Annotated in this window: 14 protein-coding genes and 1 pseudogene; 14 read left to right on the forward strand and 1 reads right to left on the reverse strand. The window is 33.2% G+C overall.

Annotation, left to right across the window (positions count from 1 at the left end):
* The first annotated feature begins 372 nt into the window (after nucleotides 1-372).
* The 11 genes and pseudogenes from ACM595_RS11895 to ACM595_RS11945 all read left to right on the forward strand — a co-directional run bounded on the left by ACM595_RS11895 (nucleotide 373) and on the right by ACM595_RS11945 (nucleotide 11,715).
* On the forward strand, nucleotides 373-1,602 hold the full coding sequence (locus tag ACM595_RS11895; RefSeq protein ID WP_011303719.1) for a NupC/NupG family nucleoside CNT transporter: 1,230 nt from the start codon (nucleotides 373-375) through the stop codon (nucleotides 1,600-1,602).
* 649 nt (nucleotides 1,603-2,251) lie between these two features.
* A complete protein-coding gene (locus tag ACM595_RS11900; RefSeq protein ID WP_002484015.1) occupies nucleotides 2,252-3,088 on the forward strand; it encodes a YitT family protein in 837 nt (278 codons plus the stop codon).
* Nucleotides 3,089-3,403: 315 nt separating this feature from the next.
* On the forward strand, nucleotides 3,404-4,207 hold the full coding sequence (locus ACM595_RS11905) for an ABC transporter ATP-binding protein (RefSeq protein WP_069821739.1): 804 nt from the start codon (nucleotides 3,404-3,406) through the stop codon (nucleotides 4,205-4,207).
* Between the two features lie 9 nt (nucleotides 4,208-4,216).
* Complete coding sequence (locus tag ACM595_RS11910) at nucleotides 4,217-5,218, forward strand: FecCD family ABC transporter permease (RefSeq protein WP_011303718.1); 1,002 nt, start codon at nucleotides 4,217-4,219, stop codon at nucleotides 5,216-5,218.
* A pseudogene (locus tag ACM595_RS11915) lies at nucleotides 5,215-6,230 on the forward strand (FecCD family ABC transporter permease). Before ACM595_RS11910 ends, ACM595_RS11915 begins: the two are co-directional and overlap by 4 nt.
* 180 nt (nucleotides 6,231-6,410) lie before the next feature.
* On the forward strand, nucleotides 6,411-7,376 hold the full coding sequence (gene dhaK, locus ACM595_RS11920; protein ID WP_115347518.1) for a dihydroxyacetone kinase subunit DhaK: 966 nt from the start codon (nucleotides 6,411-6,413) through the stop codon (nucleotides 7,374-7,376).
* Nucleotides 7,377-7,410: 34 nt separating this feature from the next.
* On the forward strand, nucleotides 7,411-7,989 hold the full coding sequence (gene dhaL / locus ACM595_RS11925) for a dihydroxyacetone kinase subunit DhaL (RefSeq protein WP_002484010.1): 579 nt from the start codon (nucleotides 7,411-7,413) through the stop codon (nucleotides 7,987-7,989).
* On the forward strand, nucleotides 7,989-8,351 hold the full coding sequence (dhaM, locus tag ACM595_RS11930) for a dihydroxyacetone kinase phosphoryl donor subunit DhaM (protein WP_002484009.1): 363 nt from the start codon (nucleotides 7,989-7,991) through the stop codon (nucleotides 8,349-8,351). The genes dhaL and dhaM overlap by 1 nt, the downstream gene beginning before the upstream one ends.
* Before the next feature lie 158 nt (nucleotides 8,352-8,509).
* Nucleotides 8,510-9,010 (forward strand): hypothetical protein, encoded by a 501-nt coding sequence (locus ACM595_RS11935; RefSeq protein ID WP_002484008.1) that lies wholly within the window; start codon nucleotides 8,510-8,512, stop codon nucleotides 9,008-9,010.
* A gap of 423 nt (nucleotides 9,011-9,433) precedes the next feature.
* Nucleotides 9,434-10,501, forward strand: a complete 1,068-nt coding sequence (locus ACM595_RS11940) for a hypothetical protein (protein WP_002484007.1) — start codon at nucleotides 9,434-9,436, stop codon at nucleotides 10,499-10,501.
* A 182-nt stretch (nucleotides 10,502-10,683) separates the two neighbouring features.
* The gene (locus ACM595_RS11945; protein WP_037539014.1) at nucleotides 10,684-11,715 is read left to right on the forward strand and encodes an alpha/beta hydrolase; all 1,032 of its coding nucleotides are present in this window, start codon (nucleotides 10,684-10,686) and stop codon (nucleotides 11,713-11,715) included.
* A 476-nt stretch (nucleotides 11,716-12,191) separates the two neighbouring features.
* On the opposite strand, the gene ACM595_RS11950 is transcribed toward ACM595_RS11945, so the two are convergent.
* Nucleotides 12,192-12,698: a GNAT family N-acetyltransferase gene (locus ACM595_RS11950; RefSeq protein WP_041079741.1), complete on the reverse strand. Its 507-nt coding sequence runs from the start codon at nucleotides 12,696-12,698 to the stop codon at nucleotides 12,192-12,194.
* Nucleotides 12,699-12,819: 121 nt separating this feature from the next.
* Here ACM595_RS11950 and ACM595_RS11955 point away from each other — a divergent pair, with 121 nt between their 5' ends.
* From ACM595_RS11955 to ACM595_RS11965, 3 genes are read left to right on the forward strand one after another with little or no spacing between them, the layout of a single operon-like run.
* A complete protein-coding gene (locus tag ACM595_RS11955) occupies nucleotides 12,820-13,737 on the forward strand; it encodes an NAD-dependent epimerase/dehydratase family protein (RefSeq protein ID WP_041079740.1) in 918 nt (305 codons plus the stop codon).
* A gap of 12 nt (nucleotides 13,738-13,749) precedes the next feature.
* Nucleotides 13,750-14,424 (forward strand): response regulator transcription factor, encoded by a 675-nt coding sequence (locus tag ACM595_RS11960; protein WP_002484003.1) that lies wholly within the window; start codon nucleotides 13,750-13,752, stop codon nucleotides 14,422-14,424.
* Complete coding sequence (locus ACM595_RS11965) at nucleotides 14,417-15,445, forward strand: sensor histidine kinase (protein WP_037538998.1); 1,029 nt, start codon at nucleotides 14,417-14,419, stop codon at nucleotides 15,443-15,445. Before ACM595_RS11960 ends, ACM595_RS11965 begins: the two co-directional genes overlap by 8 nt.
* Nucleotides 15,446-15,966: the final 521 nt, after the last annotated feature.

A 15,966-nucleotide genomic window follows, 5' to 3' on the forward strand; every position in this document is an offset into this window, starting at 1 on the left:
GGCTTCATTTGTTTATCAAATGAAGCCGTTTTCATAATTAAACACGAATATTTTAGGAAGTGAATGACTGTTTTTTTCGATTAAAACGAACTATAAAATAGTTATTTTATATAAAGTACATGCGTGATATAATTATTAAGTAGATTCAAAGTAATGTCTTATGAAAGTATAACTCATTTATTATGATGATTGAACAAACTAAAAATTAGAAGAAAAAAGGATAAATGGAAAGTTGAAACTTAATAATTAATGCATGCGTTATTAAGGATGGAGACAATTTGTTTATTTATATTTTCAAAATACATAGCAACAGGTGTACTTTCAAACATACATTGATAACAATGATTTAAATTAGAAATGGTGGGTGTATTGATGTTCTTAGTGATAAACATAATAGGATTGTTTGTATTTTTAGGGATTGCAGTCTTATTTTCTAGAAACAAAAAGCATATTCAATGGAAATCTATTGCTATTTTAGTACTAATAAATTTATTCTTAGCATGGTTTTTAATGTACTTTCCTTGGGGGAAAACAGCAGTACAATCGTTAGCGAATGGTATTTCTTGGGTGATTGATTCTGCACATGCTGGGACAGGCTTTGCATTTGCAAGTTGGGTGAAACCAGGTGCAATGGACATGGCAGTAAGTGCTTTATTCCCAATTTTATTAGTTGTACCATTATTCGATATTTTAATGTACTTTAATATATTACCAAAAGTCATTGGTGGTATAGGTTGGGTATTAGCGAAAGTTACAAGACAACCTAAGTTCGAGTCATTCTTTAGTATCGAAATGATGTTTTTAGGTAATACAGAAGCTTTAGCTGTTTCAAATGAACAATTGAAGCGTATGAAAGAAACACGTGTGTTAACTGTTGCAATGATGGCAATGAGTTCGATATCTGGCGCCATTGTTGGTGCATATGTCTCTATGGTTCCAGGTGATTTGGTACTAACTGCCATTCCATTAAATATTATTAATGCAATTATTGTTTCATCGATATTAAATCCAGTCACTCTTGAAGAAAAAGAAGATATTATTTACAGTATTCAAAATGATGAAGTGGAACGCCAACCGTTCTTCTCATTCTTAGGCGATTCTGTACTTAATGCTGGTAAACTGATTCTAATAATTGTGGCGTTTGTTATTAGTTTTGTAGCTTTATCAGATTTAATTGATCGATTAATTAACTTAATAACTGGCATCGTGGGAAGTTGGGCAGGTATTAAAGGTAGTTTCGGTCTAGATCAAATACTCGGTGCGTTCATGTATCCATTCGCATTACTATTAGGTTTACCATGGGGCGAAGCATGGATTGTAGCACAACAAATGGCTAAAAAAATTGTTACAAATGAGTTCGTTGTGATGGGGCAAATTAAAGACGTCGTTGATTCCTATTCACCACATAGACGTGCAGTAATCACAACATTTTTAATCTCATTTGCTAACTTCTCAACAATCGGTATGATTGTAGGTACTTTGAAAGGGATCGTAGATAAGAAAACATCCGATTTTGTTTCACAATATGTCCCAATGCTATTACTTGCTGGTATTTTAGTATCATTAATGACTGCAGGTTTCGTTGGATTATTTGCTTGGTAAGTTGAATGAGGTATGATTTTAAAATGCATAATAAAATAAGATAGATGTGAAGCATGCGAGGTATATATATATATAGGTTTTAAAGTGCTTATATGTTTTTTATCTCAAAACCATGTTGGAGTGTATAGGGAACTTAATTTTTTCTAAATTAGGTTTCTGTACACTCTTTTTTTATTGTTTAAAAGAGTGGCATCGCTTTGTTGAAGAAGTCCTATCACATTAGTTCTGTATTGATAGGACTTGGTACCAAAAAACACAATAAAAAACCAAGTAATTGAAGTGAGGAGACACATTCATCATTACTTGGTTTTTACGGGAAATGAATTAATTGTACATAATTAGTAAGGACTAGGTACTAAAAATATACTCGAGCAAAAATTGTTTTGTTTGTTACTATAAACAACACAAAGGAGATGGCTTCTTATTGGCTATCAATAAGAAGATAGATTTTATTATAGCAAACAGAGATGTATAAGTAAACAGAAATTTCAGAATTTTTAAACTTTAAAAAGTTGTGATATAAAGTATCGGCAGTATCATAGCGATTTAGACCGATGAATTGGGCTTTTGCGACAATATAGATGTTGTGGTATTGACGATTATTTGCTAACATTCAATTGATTGAAGCAAATCGAAGGGGGTCGTGTGGGTGAATAAAACAGTACGTGATTTAATATTAGTCGTTTTTGGATCATTTATATTTTCAGCTGGCGTAAATACATTTATCATATCTGCTGATTTAGGTGAAGGAGGCGTAACTGGTATAGCGATTGTTCTGTACTATGCCTTTCACATTTCTCCAGGTATCACAAACTTTGTTTTTAACGCATTGTTAATTGCGATAGGCTATAAATTTTTAAGCAAGAGAAGTATGTACTTAACGATAGTTGCAACCATACTTATCTCTATATTCTTAGAGTTTACCGAAAGCTGGAAGATTGAAACCGGTAATATTTTAGTGAATGCAGTGTTTGGCGGTACATGTGTCGGGCTCGGTATCGGGATTATTGTACTTGCCGGTGGCACAACAGCGGGGACAACGATTTTAGCGCGCATTGCCAATAAATATTTAGATGTCAGTACACCGTATGCATTGCTATTCTTTGACTTGATTGTCGTAGCGATTTCATTATCGGTTATTCCAATTTCTAGTGCACTTGTAACAGTGATTTCGCTATACATTGGTACCAAAGTGATGGATTATGTCATAGAAGGTTTGAATACGAAAAAAGCAATGACCATTATTTCAAGCAAACCAGATGAAATTGCTAAAGTAATAGATGAGCAAGTAGGACGTGGACTTACCATTTTAAATGGACGTGGCTATTTTTCTAAACAAGAAAAAGATATCTTGTATGTTGTAATAACGAAGACACAGGTCACACGTGCGAAACGCTTAATTAGAAAAATAGACAGCGATGCCTTTTTAGTAATACATGATGTACGAGATGTATATGGTAACGGTTTTTTAATCGACGAACATTAAAAATAAATTAATTCACTTTTAGCCTTTAATTTATGAAGTAATTCATAACTAAAGGCTATTTATTTTGCTTAAAAAGCTCCCCTGAAAACGAACATATAAGCAACTGAAAATAAAAAGTATATAGATATAAACAGATTATAAAGTAAAGAAATACTATAAAAACATTTGATAGTCAATAGGTTTAAAAAATGATATAATGACATCTATGATAATGATTATCATTTAAAAAATATGGAAAATTTATAAGTCAATAGATAAAATTTATAAGGGAATAAACAGGCTATGATGCTTACTGCTATAGGAAGAAGGGAAATTATGAATCGCTTAAAAGGAGAACAGGTCACTATAGGTTATGGAGATAATGTCATCGTCAATAATTTAGATGTACACATACCAGATGGAAAAATTACTTCTATTATAGGACCAAACGGTTGTGGGAAATCAACATTACTTAAAGCGTTATCACGGTTATTACCGGTTAAAAATGGAGAAATTAAGTTAGATGGTGAAAACATACATTCACATTCTACGAAAGAAATTGCAAAGAAAATAGCGATTTTACCTCAATCACCAGAAGTTGCTGATGGATTGACAGTCGGTGAGCTTGTATCATATGGTCGCTTTCCGCATCAAAAAGGCTTTGGTCGTCTGTCTGCAGAAGACAAAAAGGAAATTGATTGGGCAATGCGCGTAACTGGTACGTATGATTTTAAATTGCGTTCTATCAATGACTTGAGTGGTGGACAACGTCAGCGTGTATGGATAGCTATGGCTTTAGCTCAACGTACAGATATTATTTTCTTAGACGAACCAACAACATATCTAGATATTTCTCACCAATTAGAAATCTTGGAATTGATTACGCAATTAAATAAAGAACAAGGTTGTACAATTATCATGGTTTTACATGATATAAACCAGGCTGTCCGTTTTTCAGATCATTTAATTACTATGAAAAATGGCGATATTATTGCGACTGGTGAGACTGAAGAAGTGTTAACGAAAGATATTTTAGAAAAAGTGTTTAATATCGATGTAGAGATTAGTACAGACCCAAGAACTGGAAAACCTATGCTAGTAACATACGATTTATGCAGAAGAAGTTATTCTGAGGTTTAGGGATAAATTATGACTACAAAGAGAAAAGGGAAGTTGAATTTTACAACGACATTTATTATAGCAGTGCTACTATTGATTGTTGCCTTGATTACTTCAATCTTATTTGGTGATGCTAAAATTCATTTATCGACTATTTTTGAAGCAATATTTAACTATGACCCTAAAAATCAACAACATAATATCATAAGTGAAATACGCATACCACGAGATATAGGTGCAATCTTAGTTGGTGTTGCATTGGGTACTTCAGGTGCAGTCATTCAAGGTGTTACTAAAAATGGTTTGGCTGACCCGAGTTTAATTGGTCTGAATTCGGGTGCTTCATTCATGCTTGCGCTCACTTTTGCATTCTATCCGACAGCACCATTTATCGTTATGATGTTTGCTGGATTCATAGGTGCATTAATGGGTGGCTTTATTGTGCTCATGATTGGTAGGTCAAGAAGTGATGGGTTTAATCCTATGCGTATTATATTAGCAGGTGCAGCCGTCAGTGCGCTATTGACTGCATTAAGTCAAGGTGTCGCATTGTTATTTAGATTAAATCAAAGTTTAACGTTTTGGAGTGCCGGTGGTGTTTCAGGTACGACTTGGAATCAATTAATGTGGGCAGCGCCATTTATTTTAATTGCACTTGTCATTATCATTTCAATGAGTAAGCAATTAACAATATTAAATTTAGGCGAAACCCTTGCTAAAGGCCTTGGTCAAAATGTAGCATTCACGCGCGCAATTACGTTGATTTTATCTATGATTATGGCAGGTATAGCCGTAGCGATGGTTGGTCAAATAGCATTTGTCGGTTTAATGGTACCGCATATAGTGAGATATTTAGTAGGAACAGATTATGCTCGTGTTATTCCACTTACGGCAGTTGTTGGTGGCTTGTTACTACTTGTTGCGGATACAGTTGCACGTATGCTAGGAGAAGCTCCAGTTGGTGCAATTATTTCCTTTATTGGTGTACCTTACTTCTTATACTTAGTTAAAAGAGGGGGACGCTTCTCATGATAGATCCAAGATTAAAACATAAACAATGGATCACAATGGTGATTCTAACTATCTTAGTATTGTTGGCATGTGCTGGAGTATGACTTCAGGTGAGTATAAGATGTCAGTTGGCACGTTTTTCAAGACGCTAATTGGTCAAGGAGCCTATACAGATACCTTAATACTCATGGAGTTTAGATTACCACGAATGATTATTACAATTTTAGCAGGCGCAGCATTAGCTATGAGTGGGGCTATTATACAAAGTGTGACTAAGAACCCATTAGCGGAACCGGGTATTCTTGGAATCAACGCAGGTAGTGGCTTTGTTATTGCGTTATTTATAGTTGTAGGTCAGGTTGATGCAGCCAATTTTGTTTACGTCCTCCCTATTATAAGTATGATCGGTGGCGTACTGACTGCGCTCATTATATTTTCATTCAGTTATAACAAAGGTGAAGGTATTACGCCTGCAAGTATGGTGCTAGTTGGTGTTGGTATGGCCTCAGCACTAAGCGGTGGTTCATTAACATTAATGTCTACATTCGATGAAGATCAATCAGAGTTTATTGCTTCATGGCTTGCTGGTAATATTTGGGGAGATGAGTGGGCATTTGTTATTGCCTTCTTACCATGGATTATTGTACTTATACCATTTTTACTATTTAAAGCGAATGTCTTAAACTTATTGAATACACATCAGCATATTGCACAAGGTGTCGGTGTGAAAATCGGTAGAGAACGTATTATCCTTCTACTTGTCGCAGTCTTACTTTCATCTGCCGCAGTATCGGTTGTAGGTGCAATAGGTTTTATAGGATTATTAGGGCCTCATATTGCTAAATCAATTGTCGGACCAAGACACCAGTTGTTCTTACCAATTTCTATATTAATTGGTGCTTTCTTACTTGTATTGGCAGATACTTTAGGACAAGTTATCTTACAGCCATCTGGTATTCCAGCAGGAATTGTTGTTGCAATTATCGGAGCACCTTATTTCTTATACTTAATGTACAAAACAAAATCAGTTTAATAGATGAAATATTGAGACGAATACTTGTTGAAGTTGATACAAGTATTCGTTTTTTATGCTCAATTTTAGAAGGTAACCATAATGTTGGAAAAATTAGAAGAATCAACGCTTATATGTTAGCGTTTACATTTGTGAGTGGGGTATACTAAGAATAAATAGATAAATGAGGAGGTCGTCGTTATGAAAAAATTGATTAAAGAAAAAACACATTTTTTAAATGATATGTTAGATGGACTTTCAATCACAAATAAAGAAATTGAGATTATTTCAGATACCGTTGTTGTTAGAAAACATAAAAAAGAAAAAGGTGTAGCGATTGTTTCTGGAGGTGGTAGTGGCCATGAACCAGCACATGCGGGTTACGTAGCACAAGGCATGTTGGATGCTGCAGTTTGTGGCGAAGTCTTTACATCACCAACACCTGATAAAATATTAAGTGCGATTAAAGCTGTAGACAATGGTGATGGCGTATTATTAGTAGTGAAAAACTATGCTGGTGACGTTATGAATTTTGAAATGGCACAAGAAATGGCTGAAATGGAAGACATTCACGTAGAAACAGTGGTTGTGAAAGATGATATTGCAGTAAGCGACGAAGAAAAACGTAGAGGTGTTGCGGGTACAGTACTCGTTCATAAATATGCGGGTCACTTAGCAGAGAATGGCGTGGTATTATCGGATATCAAAGAAAAGATAGAGAACTTTTTACCAAATATCAATACGATTGGTATGGCCATTACAGCGCCCATGGTACCAACAACAGGTCAATTTGGTTTTGACATAGCAGAGGATGAAATGGAAATAGGCATCGGTATACATGGTGAGAAAGGTCTATCAAGAGAAAAAATAGAAACCGTAGATAACATTGTAGAACGTTTATTAAATGAATTGTTCAAAGAAGTACAATCAGATGATTTGATCGTAATGGTCAATGGCATGGGTGCCACGCCGCTTTCAGAGCTTAATATAGTGGCAAAATATGTTGCTGAATATATGGATGAAAACGATAAAACAGTTGCTCAATGCTTAGTAGGCGATTATATGACAGCTTTAGATATGCAAGGATTTTCGTTAACGCTTGTACCGAATTCAGAAGCAATCCTAACTGCGATCAATACGCCAACCTCAAGTCATTATTTTAATTAAAATATCTTAAAACATAAACTGAAGGAGTGGAAGCATGAATATCTCTGAACTCAAAGCACGGTTATTAGAATTAGTAGAAGTATTTGAAGAAAAAGAAACACTACTTACGGATTTAGATAGAGCTATTGGTGATGGGGATCATGGTGTTAACATGGTAAGAGGCTTTAAAGCTTTACCTGATAATATTGATGACAGCTCTATGCAAAGTTTATTAAAGTCTACTGGAATGACTTTAATGTCTCATATCGGCGGTGCTTCAGGCCCTTTGTATGGCTTCAGCTTTGTAAAAATGTCTCAAGTGGTCAATGAAGAAATTGATCAAGACAATTTAAAAGCACTATTAAATTCATTTTCAGAAGCGATTGCGCAAAGAGGCAAAGTAGAATTAAATGAAAAAACCATGTTTGACGTTATCGAACGTGCTAATCAAGCCATACAACAAGGTGAAAACTTGACGCTTGATGTATTGCAATCATATGCTGATATGACAAAAGATATTGAAGCTACAAAAGGACGTGCTTCCTATTTCAAGGAAGATTCGAAAGGACACGTTGACCCAGGCGCACAGAGTAGTGTTTACATTTTAAATGCATTGATTGGAGATGAATCATAATGACTCAAATCATAATCATTAGTCATAGTAAAGCAATTGCGGCTGGTACAAAAGATTTATTAAAACAAATGGCACCGGGTGTGACAGTAATTGATCAAGGTGGTGTAGGCGATGATATCGGTACGTCATATGACCATATACAAGCGTTAATTAATCAAGTAGATGATGATACGTTATGTTTTTATGATATCGGGTCTGCAGAAATGAACTTAGATTTAGCAATTGAGATGTATGAAGGGCAACATCGAGTAGAGAAAGTTGATGCACCTATTGTTGAAGGGAGTTTTACTGCAGCAGTTAAATTATCAGTTGGTGGATCTATTGATGAGACCATAGAAGCGTTAAATAAAACATTTGGCTAAAGCGCATAGCTATTGTTAAAAACTATAAAAAGTAAGTTAAATATGAAGGTAGCAACTAATTTGACAAAAAACTTCTTTTTTAAATGAATATAGAGATAGATTATGGTAGAATAAAAGCTAACTGTTATAGAAATCTGGATACCTAGGAGGACATTGCCATGAAAGATTTAATACAAAAGCATGTCTTAAACGGCGAATTTGAGTCAGTCAAACGTTTAATGTCCCAGTCAGATTTTATGGAATTTGAAGAAGCTTATATTTCAAGTGCTCATGAAGTGGAAAATATTATGTTTTATACATGTATTTTAGATATGATGAAAGAAGAAGAAACGGCAGAAATGCACGATTTAGCGTTCCTCTTATTAGTCTATCCATTAAGTGAACTCCATGGGGCTTTGGATTCTGCATTTTATCATGCAGAAGCATCCATAAAAATCACTGAGGGCAAAGAAGTAAAAAGCTTGTTACAAATGTTATTATTACATGCAGTTCCGGAACCAGTCATTTCTGATAAAAAAGCATTCGACGTATCACGCCAAATACTTAAATTAGATCCTACGAATAGTGTTGCGCGTAATGTGCTTAAAGAAACTGCTAAACGTATGGATAATGTGGTTGTTGAATTTAACGAGTTAAATCGTTTTAAAAATGCCCATTAATGCGTTAGTTAATTTAGGTGAAGCATTAAAAATATTAGATTTTGACAAATAATCCAATCTATTTTAAATAGAACCAAGTAAACTACATTTATCTGTAATGTGTTTCACTTGGTTCTTTGTGTTTGTAATCTCATATCTAAATATTATATCCTCACGAAAAATTTTAAAGGGATATTAAATGTATTCTTGGAAAGTAGTCATGTATAAAGTTGCAAAAAATGCTCGAATCAAGCGGTTTTAACGGTTGTTATTTTATGTAAATAGTATATTTAATACACTGATTGAATTTTTAATAATATTAAGTTGAATGTATATTTGTGTTAAAAATAATGTATAGTGTAAAATTTTATGGTGTGCTGTTGCAAAATATATTCAGTAAGTTATAATAACTCAATGTGTTAACTATGAGGAGGTTAAATTTACATGGGGTTGAATAAAGAAGCGGTAAAAATTGGATTCGCTTATGTTGGTATCGTTGTAGGTGCCGGCTTTTCAACAGGACAGGAAGTAATGCAATTCTTCTCACCATATGGCTTATGGTCATACATCGGTGTTATACTTTCGGGTCTGATTTTAGGATTTATAGGTAGACAAGTTGCGAAAATCGGAACTGCTTTTGATGCACAAAATCATGAGTCTACTTTAGATTACTTATTTGGAAATAAGTTCAGTAAAATTGTCGATTACTTATTAATATTTTTCTTATTTGGTATTTCAGTCACAATGATTGCTGGCGCAGGATCAACGTTTGAAGAAAGTTTTGGCGTACCAACATGGTTGGGTGCATTGATAATGGTTATTGTAATTTATATCACTTTATTAATGGACTTTAACAAAATTGTACGTGCTTTAGGCGTAGTCACACCATTCTTAATAATTTTAGTTGTTATTATTGCTGCGTATTACTTATTTAATGGAAGTATTTCGTTTGGTGAAGTCAATGACTCAGTTCCAGATGCAAGTCTCGTAAAAGGTATCTTATATGGTATCAACTATGGTGGTTTAGCATTTGCAGTTGGGTTTAGTACGATTGTTGCAATTGGTGGCGATGCTTCGAGACGTAGAGTTTCAGGCGCAGGTGCATTATTTGGTGGTATCGTTTATATGATATTATTAGCACTTATCAACTTTGCATTACAATCAGAATTTACAAAAATCGAAGATGCATCTATTCCAATGTTAACGTTAGCTAATGATATACATCCTTGGATTGGTTTAGTGTTATCTATCATTATGTTAGCGGTAATGTATAATACAATTCTTGGTTTAATGTACTCATTTGCGGCAAGATTTACAGAACCATATAGTAAAAAATATCACATATTTATCGTGGTTATGGTAATTGTTGCATTCGCATTAAGCTTTGTAGGTTTCGCTGGGCTTATCAACTTCTTATATCCAATTATGGGTGTTGTAGGTTTAGTTGTTGTAATAGGCGTACTTGTGAAATATTATAGTAGAAAACGTCAGAACAAGAAATTTATTGCTTAAATAAAAAGATATATTAAATAATTATCATTAGGGAAGGGACTTTATTTCTACTTCCCATTGAGTAAAAGTCTGAGGCATCTTACTTATTGATGTCTCAGACTTTTTCATTCATCTATATTTGTTAGCCAATTCACACTACTGTATGAATTATGGTACAATGCTTCCGAAAGGAAAGGTCATGCATGAAGAAAAATTACAAGTGGACGATAATTACTGTGATTGTATTTATTGTGGTAGCGTTAGTTACTGCGTTGTTGTTAAAACAGCAGTATGATCGACAGCATTCTAGAGAAATAAAAGAAAAAGTACAAATTAATAATAGAAACGTCAATGCATTTACCAATATAACTTATAGTACAGGCGTACCAAACAGTAGATTAGATATTTTAACGCCTACTGATTTAGATAAAGATAATAAATTGCCGGTCGTATTTTGGATGCATGGTGGTGGTTTTATAGCAGGGGATAAACAATATAAGAATCCGTTACTATCAAAAATTGCTGAACAGGGATATATCGTAGTAAATATTAACTATGCACTTGCACCTGACTATAAATATCCAACGCAACTTCATCAAATTGACCAAGCGGTACAATTTATTAAAAAAAATAAACATGAGTTACCTATGGATTTTGATCAAGTGATTTTTGGTGGTGATTCAGCAGGTGCTCAGCTATCAAGTCAATATACTGCAATGCAAACGAATAAATCTCTAAGAGATGATATGGGATTTGAACAGCAATTTGAACCAGATAAAATAAAAGCGGCAATCTTCTTTGGAGGCTTTTACGATATGAAAACCGTTAAAGCCACTGAATTTCCAAGGATACAACTGTTTATGGAAAGTTATACTGGTAAGAGAGACTGGGAGACACAGTTTAAATATATTAGTGAAATGTCCACGATTAATCAAGTTACAAAAGACTATCCACCTACATTTTTATCAGTAGGTGATGCAGATCCGTTTTATAGCCAAAACATTGAGTTTTATAAAAAATTAAAATCTAAAGGTATACCTACAGATAAACTATTTTATGATGGAACGCACAATTTAAGACATCAATATCAATTCCATTTAGAGTTACCAGAATCGAAACAAAATATGAAAAAAGTGCAAAGTTTCTTAAGTAGAAATACAAATTCTTCAGGTGTAGAAACTGAAGTGGATGAAGAAACATCGAATCCTAATGGTATCGAATTAAATCCATATTAATAAATTAATGCATCATATACATTGGTATGTATGTTGAAGATTTAAGTGTAAATCTAAAGAGCTTGCCAATGACTATGCTCAAAAAAGCTAATCCGTTTATCGGATTAGCTTTTTATTTTAATAACTTACAATATTTACGATTTATCATACGATTCGAGTAGCTCATTTCTTGTGTATGCACTTTGTCACATATATCAAAACGTTATAAATTACTATATAACATGAGTTAGAGTACAACAGATAAGACAATTAGTAATTAGATAATACATTCTACTTAACTGAAAAAGATGACCAAGTTCCATTCTTCCAGGTTAATCTAACAGAAAATGATAAAAAACTGACATCTACGCGCATTACTGCTGCTACAATGTGAAATTGAGACAATAAATAGTGAAGTTAGTTTACTGTTTGACATGTTTTTTATTTACAAAAAACATAGATATAAGCGACGTTTAGATAAATAGTTGAGAGGTAAATTAAAGTAGTAACTTCGACATGACATATTTGTTAAAGTATTTACCATCTATATACAATTTGTCACGTAATTCACCATCAATTTGGTATCCTGCAGTTTTAAATAAATCTACTGCTGTTTCATTTTCAGGAACGACCGAAGCTTCAATACGACGGATATGATGATTTAAACACCATGCTTCAACAGAGTTGATTAATGATTGACCGAGCCCTTTCTCTCGATAATGTCTGATAACGCCCATAGAAAATATAGCTTCGTGGCGTGTGCGTTCAAAATTACCTGTCGTAACAATAGCAAAGCCAACGAGTTCATCGTTATTCTCTGCTACGTAAATGGCGTTAGAAGGTGATGTGATGTAATGTTCCAAGTTTGCAATGGCGTCATTGTTAGACGGTGCATATTCCCCAGGATTATATATTAAGTAATCAGATTCATCATAAATTGTCGTTAATAACTTTACAAATGAATCTATATCATTGATACCAATTTCACGTATTTGATGAACCATGTATGAACACTCCTTATATCTATTTTGCTAATACTCAGTTATAGTATAACTTAACATCATTAGCATGATATTACTAGGTATTATTTAAATAGAGTCAAACTAATAAAAAGGAAGTATGCTTATGAAGCCCAATATTTTACTCGCTGGTGTCACAGGTTATATAGGGAAAAACTTGATTCATTCTATAAAAGATGAAGGCAATCTATATACATTATCCAAATATCCTAAAGAGAAAGATTTCCAAGAAGTGATATGGTTGAAAAAAGATATTTATAATTATGATGATGTATTAAATGCGATGGAAGACATGGATATTGCCATTTATTATTTGGATCCAACCAAACATTCAGCTAAATTAACACAAGCAACAGCAAGAGATTTAAACTTAATTGCTTCTGACAATTTTGGAAGAGCGGCTGCTGAGAACGGTATAGGTAAAATTATTTATATTAGCGGTAGTCGATTTGATCATGAAACCATTCAACGTTTGTCAGCATACGGTGTACCAGTAGAACAAACGGAAGCGATCGTTTCACGCCCACATGTGTCAGTTGAATTACAAGTCTCTAAATATGATGATGTACGCAGTGCGTTGAGTATTCAATTACCGATGAATTGGACATTAGACCAAATGGTTGAATATTATTTTAATTGGTTAAATGAAACAAAAGGAACGATGCTGCATGCGTACAAAGACAAGGATAATTATGTAATCTACATAAAAGATAAGCAGAAACCTGTGTTAGTACTTCATAAAATGCAAGTCGAATATGATATGATTGTGCTACATTTAGTAAGTGGTTCTATTGTTAAACCCAATGTAATAAAGCAAGGTAAGCTGGAGTTCCGTATGCTGAAAGGGACACAAACTGTCTTAGTGCATCTATATGACTATATACCTAAATTAGTTTGGCCTGTGTATTACTTATTTCAATCGCCGTTCCAAGGTTTAATGCTGCGTGGCTTTGAAATCGATTGTCGAATTAAGCATTTTAATGGACGAATCCAGTCAGGTGAAGATATAAAATATACAAAATAAAAAGGTGACTTTATGGATATACTATTAGTAGAAGATGATATGACATTATTTAAAGAATTAAGTGAAGAGTTGGAACAATGGGATTTCAATGTAAATGGTATAGATGATTTTAATGATGTGATGACTAAATTTGAATCTGTTAATCCCGCAATCGTCATTATGGATGTTAAATTACCCAAATATGATGGATTTTATTGGACAAGAAAAATTAGGGAAGTCTCTAATACACCCATTTTATTTTTATCATCTAGGGACAATCCAATGGATCAAGTGATGAGTATGGAACTTGGCGCGGATGATTATGTTCAAAAACCATTTAATACCAATGTATTAATAGCGAAACTCCAAGCCATATACAGACGTGTCTATCAATTTAGCTTAGATGAAAAGCGTGTGCTATCATGGCAAGATGCGATATTAGACTTATCAAAAGGTAGTATAAGTAAAGAGGATCATCAAATATATTTATCTAAAACGGAAATGATTATATTAGAAATGCTTGTGAAAAAACAAGATCAAATTGTTACGAGAGATACACTCATCACTGCGTTGTGGGATGATGAAGCTTTTGTTAGTGACAATACATTAACCGTTAATGTGAATAGATTAAGAAAGAAATTAGTAGATATAGATATGAATGATGCCATTGAAACGAAAATTGGCAAAGGATATATGGCGCATGGCTAATTTAAAATGGTTTTTTATCTTTTTACGCTCGCGCATATATTGGATACTATGGCTATTATTTCTGCATTTCATTTTCTTAGGTATTGCTTATTTAGATTATGATATTAGTGTATATAGCATTTTATATATTATTATTTTAAATATAGGCCTATCGGTGTTGTTCTTAATATTTACTTATTTAAAAGAAGTGAAATTTTATAAGCATCTTGACGAAAATATAGAACCAGAAGCTTTGAAACATAAATCATTAGCAGACACACCGTTTCAACAAGAAATGGTGAATTACTTATATGGACAAATCACGAATCAAAAAGCATTAGTTACACATCAAAAGCAACAAATTCAATCTACGGAAGCGGCGTTGACTGATTTTGTACATGATATTAAGACACCTGTAACAGCAATGAAACTGTTAATAGAAAAAGAACAAGATTTATCTAGGAAGCACGCCTTACTTTATGAATGGTCGCGTATCAATGATATGTTAGATAGGCAGTTATTTTTAACGCGACTTGAATCTCAGAATAAAGATATGTATTTCGAACATGTGCCATTGAAACGGCTTGTAATAGAAGAAATACAGATTACAAGATACATCAGCCAGTCTAAAGGCATTGGTTATGACTTAGATTTTGAGGATACATTGAATGTATATACAGATACAAAGTGGTGTCGCATGATGATTAGACAAGTGTTATCTAACGCTGTTAAATATAGTGAAGAAAGTATGATACATATACGTGCATTAAAAGAAAGTGGACACGTTGTACTCGAAATTAAAGATGAAGGCAAAGGTATCAGTGAAAAGGATTTACCTAGAATTTTTGATAAAGGATTTACGTCTACTTCAAATAGAAATAATACGGCATCATCAGGTTTAGGTTTATATTTGGTTAATCACGTTAAAGAAAAACTGAGCATATGCGTGCGTATTCATTCAGAATTAGATAAAGGAACAGTAGTTAAATTTATTTTCCCGAATCAAAATGAAATTGTAGCAAAATTATCACAAAATATATAAGCATTACTTATGAGATTAGATTGACATCAAATTTTAAAAAAAAGAATTTCATCTTATACTGTAGCAATATCAGATTGCGTTGCTTATATATAATCTAGAGGCATTGTCGGCAAATGACTATATTTGTCGACAATTTTTTATTGAAAGCATCATTGTGTACAGATGAAGTGTTAACAGAAACTATGAAATCATTTGCGTATTTATAAAAGTAATTGTTGAATCCGAAAAGTAAATGTGCAATTATATCTAATGTGAGTTTTATTTAAAAATCTCATTAGATACAATGCGATATTATAAACCATAAGTACAAATCATCATTTTTGATAGAGATGTATTCTGTATTCATAATGTATGAAAATCATTTTATTAAATTAATGAAAATGAAATGTTAAGAATTTGTAAATGCAATTGTAGTATTGTAAATTTTGTGCTATTTTCAAATAAGGATAAATCAACATTTGTGAGATTTTTTAAACTAATATAAGCAAATGCTCATTTACATATAATTAACAAATGCTGTT

It is taken from the genome of Staphylococcus sp. LKG3-1 (assembly GCF_048568385.1).
Lineage (GTDB): Bacteria > Bacillota > Bacilli > Staphylococcales > Staphylococcaceae > Staphylococcus > Staphylococcus saprophyticus.

Bases quoted from the DNA above. Each gene is read 5' to 3' on its own strand.
- ACM595_RS11895 (WP_011303719.1), top strand. From the start codon at position 373: ATGTTCTTAGTGATAAACATAATAGGATTGTTTGTATTTTTAGGGATT.
- ACM595_RS11905 (WP_069821739.1), top strand. From the start codon at position 3,404: ATGAATCGCTTAAAAGGAGAACAGGTCACTATAGGTTATGGAGATAAT.
- ACM595_RS11910 (WP_011303718.1), top strand. From the start codon at position 4,217: ATGACTACAAAGAGAAAAGGGAAGTTGAATTTTACAACGACATTTATT.
- dhaK (WP_115347518.1), top strand. From the start codon at position 6,411: ATGAAAAAATTGATTAAAGAAAAAACACATTTTTTAAATGATATGTTA.
- dhaL (WP_002484010.1), top strand. From the start codon at position 7,411: ATGAATATCTCTGAACTCAAAGCACGGTTATTAGAATTAGTAGAAGTA.
- dhaM (WP_002484009.1), top strand. From the start codon at position 7,989: ATGACTCAAATCATAATCATTAGTCATAGTAAAGCAATTGCGGCTGGT.
- ACM595_RS11935 (WP_002484008.1), top strand. From the start codon at position 8,510: ATGAAAGATTTAATACAAAAGCATGTCTTAAACGGCGAATTTGAGTCA.
- ACM595_RS11940 (WP_002484007.1), top strand. From the start codon at position 9,434: ATGGGGTTGAATAAAGAAGCGGTAAAAATTGGATTCGCTTATGTTGGT.
- ACM595_RS11945 (WP_037539014.1), top strand. From the start codon at position 10,684: ATGAAGAAAAATTACAAGTGGACGATAATTACTGTGATTGTATTTATT.
- ACM595_RS11950 (WP_041079741.1), bottom strand. From the start codon at position 12,698: ATGGTTCATCAAATACGTGAAATTGGTATCAATGATATAGATTCATTT.
- ACM595_RS11955 (WP_041079740.1), top strand. From the start codon at position 12,820: ATGAAGCCCAATATTTTACTCGCTGGTGTCACAGGTTATATAGGGAAA.
- ACM595_RS11960 (WP_002484003.1), top strand. From the start codon at position 13,750: ATGGATATACTATTAGTAGAAGATGATATGACATTATTTAAAGAATTA.
- ACM595_RS11965 (WP_037538998.1), top strand. From the start codon at position 14,417: ATGGCTAATTTAAAATGGTTTTTTATCTTTTTACGCTCGCGCATATAT.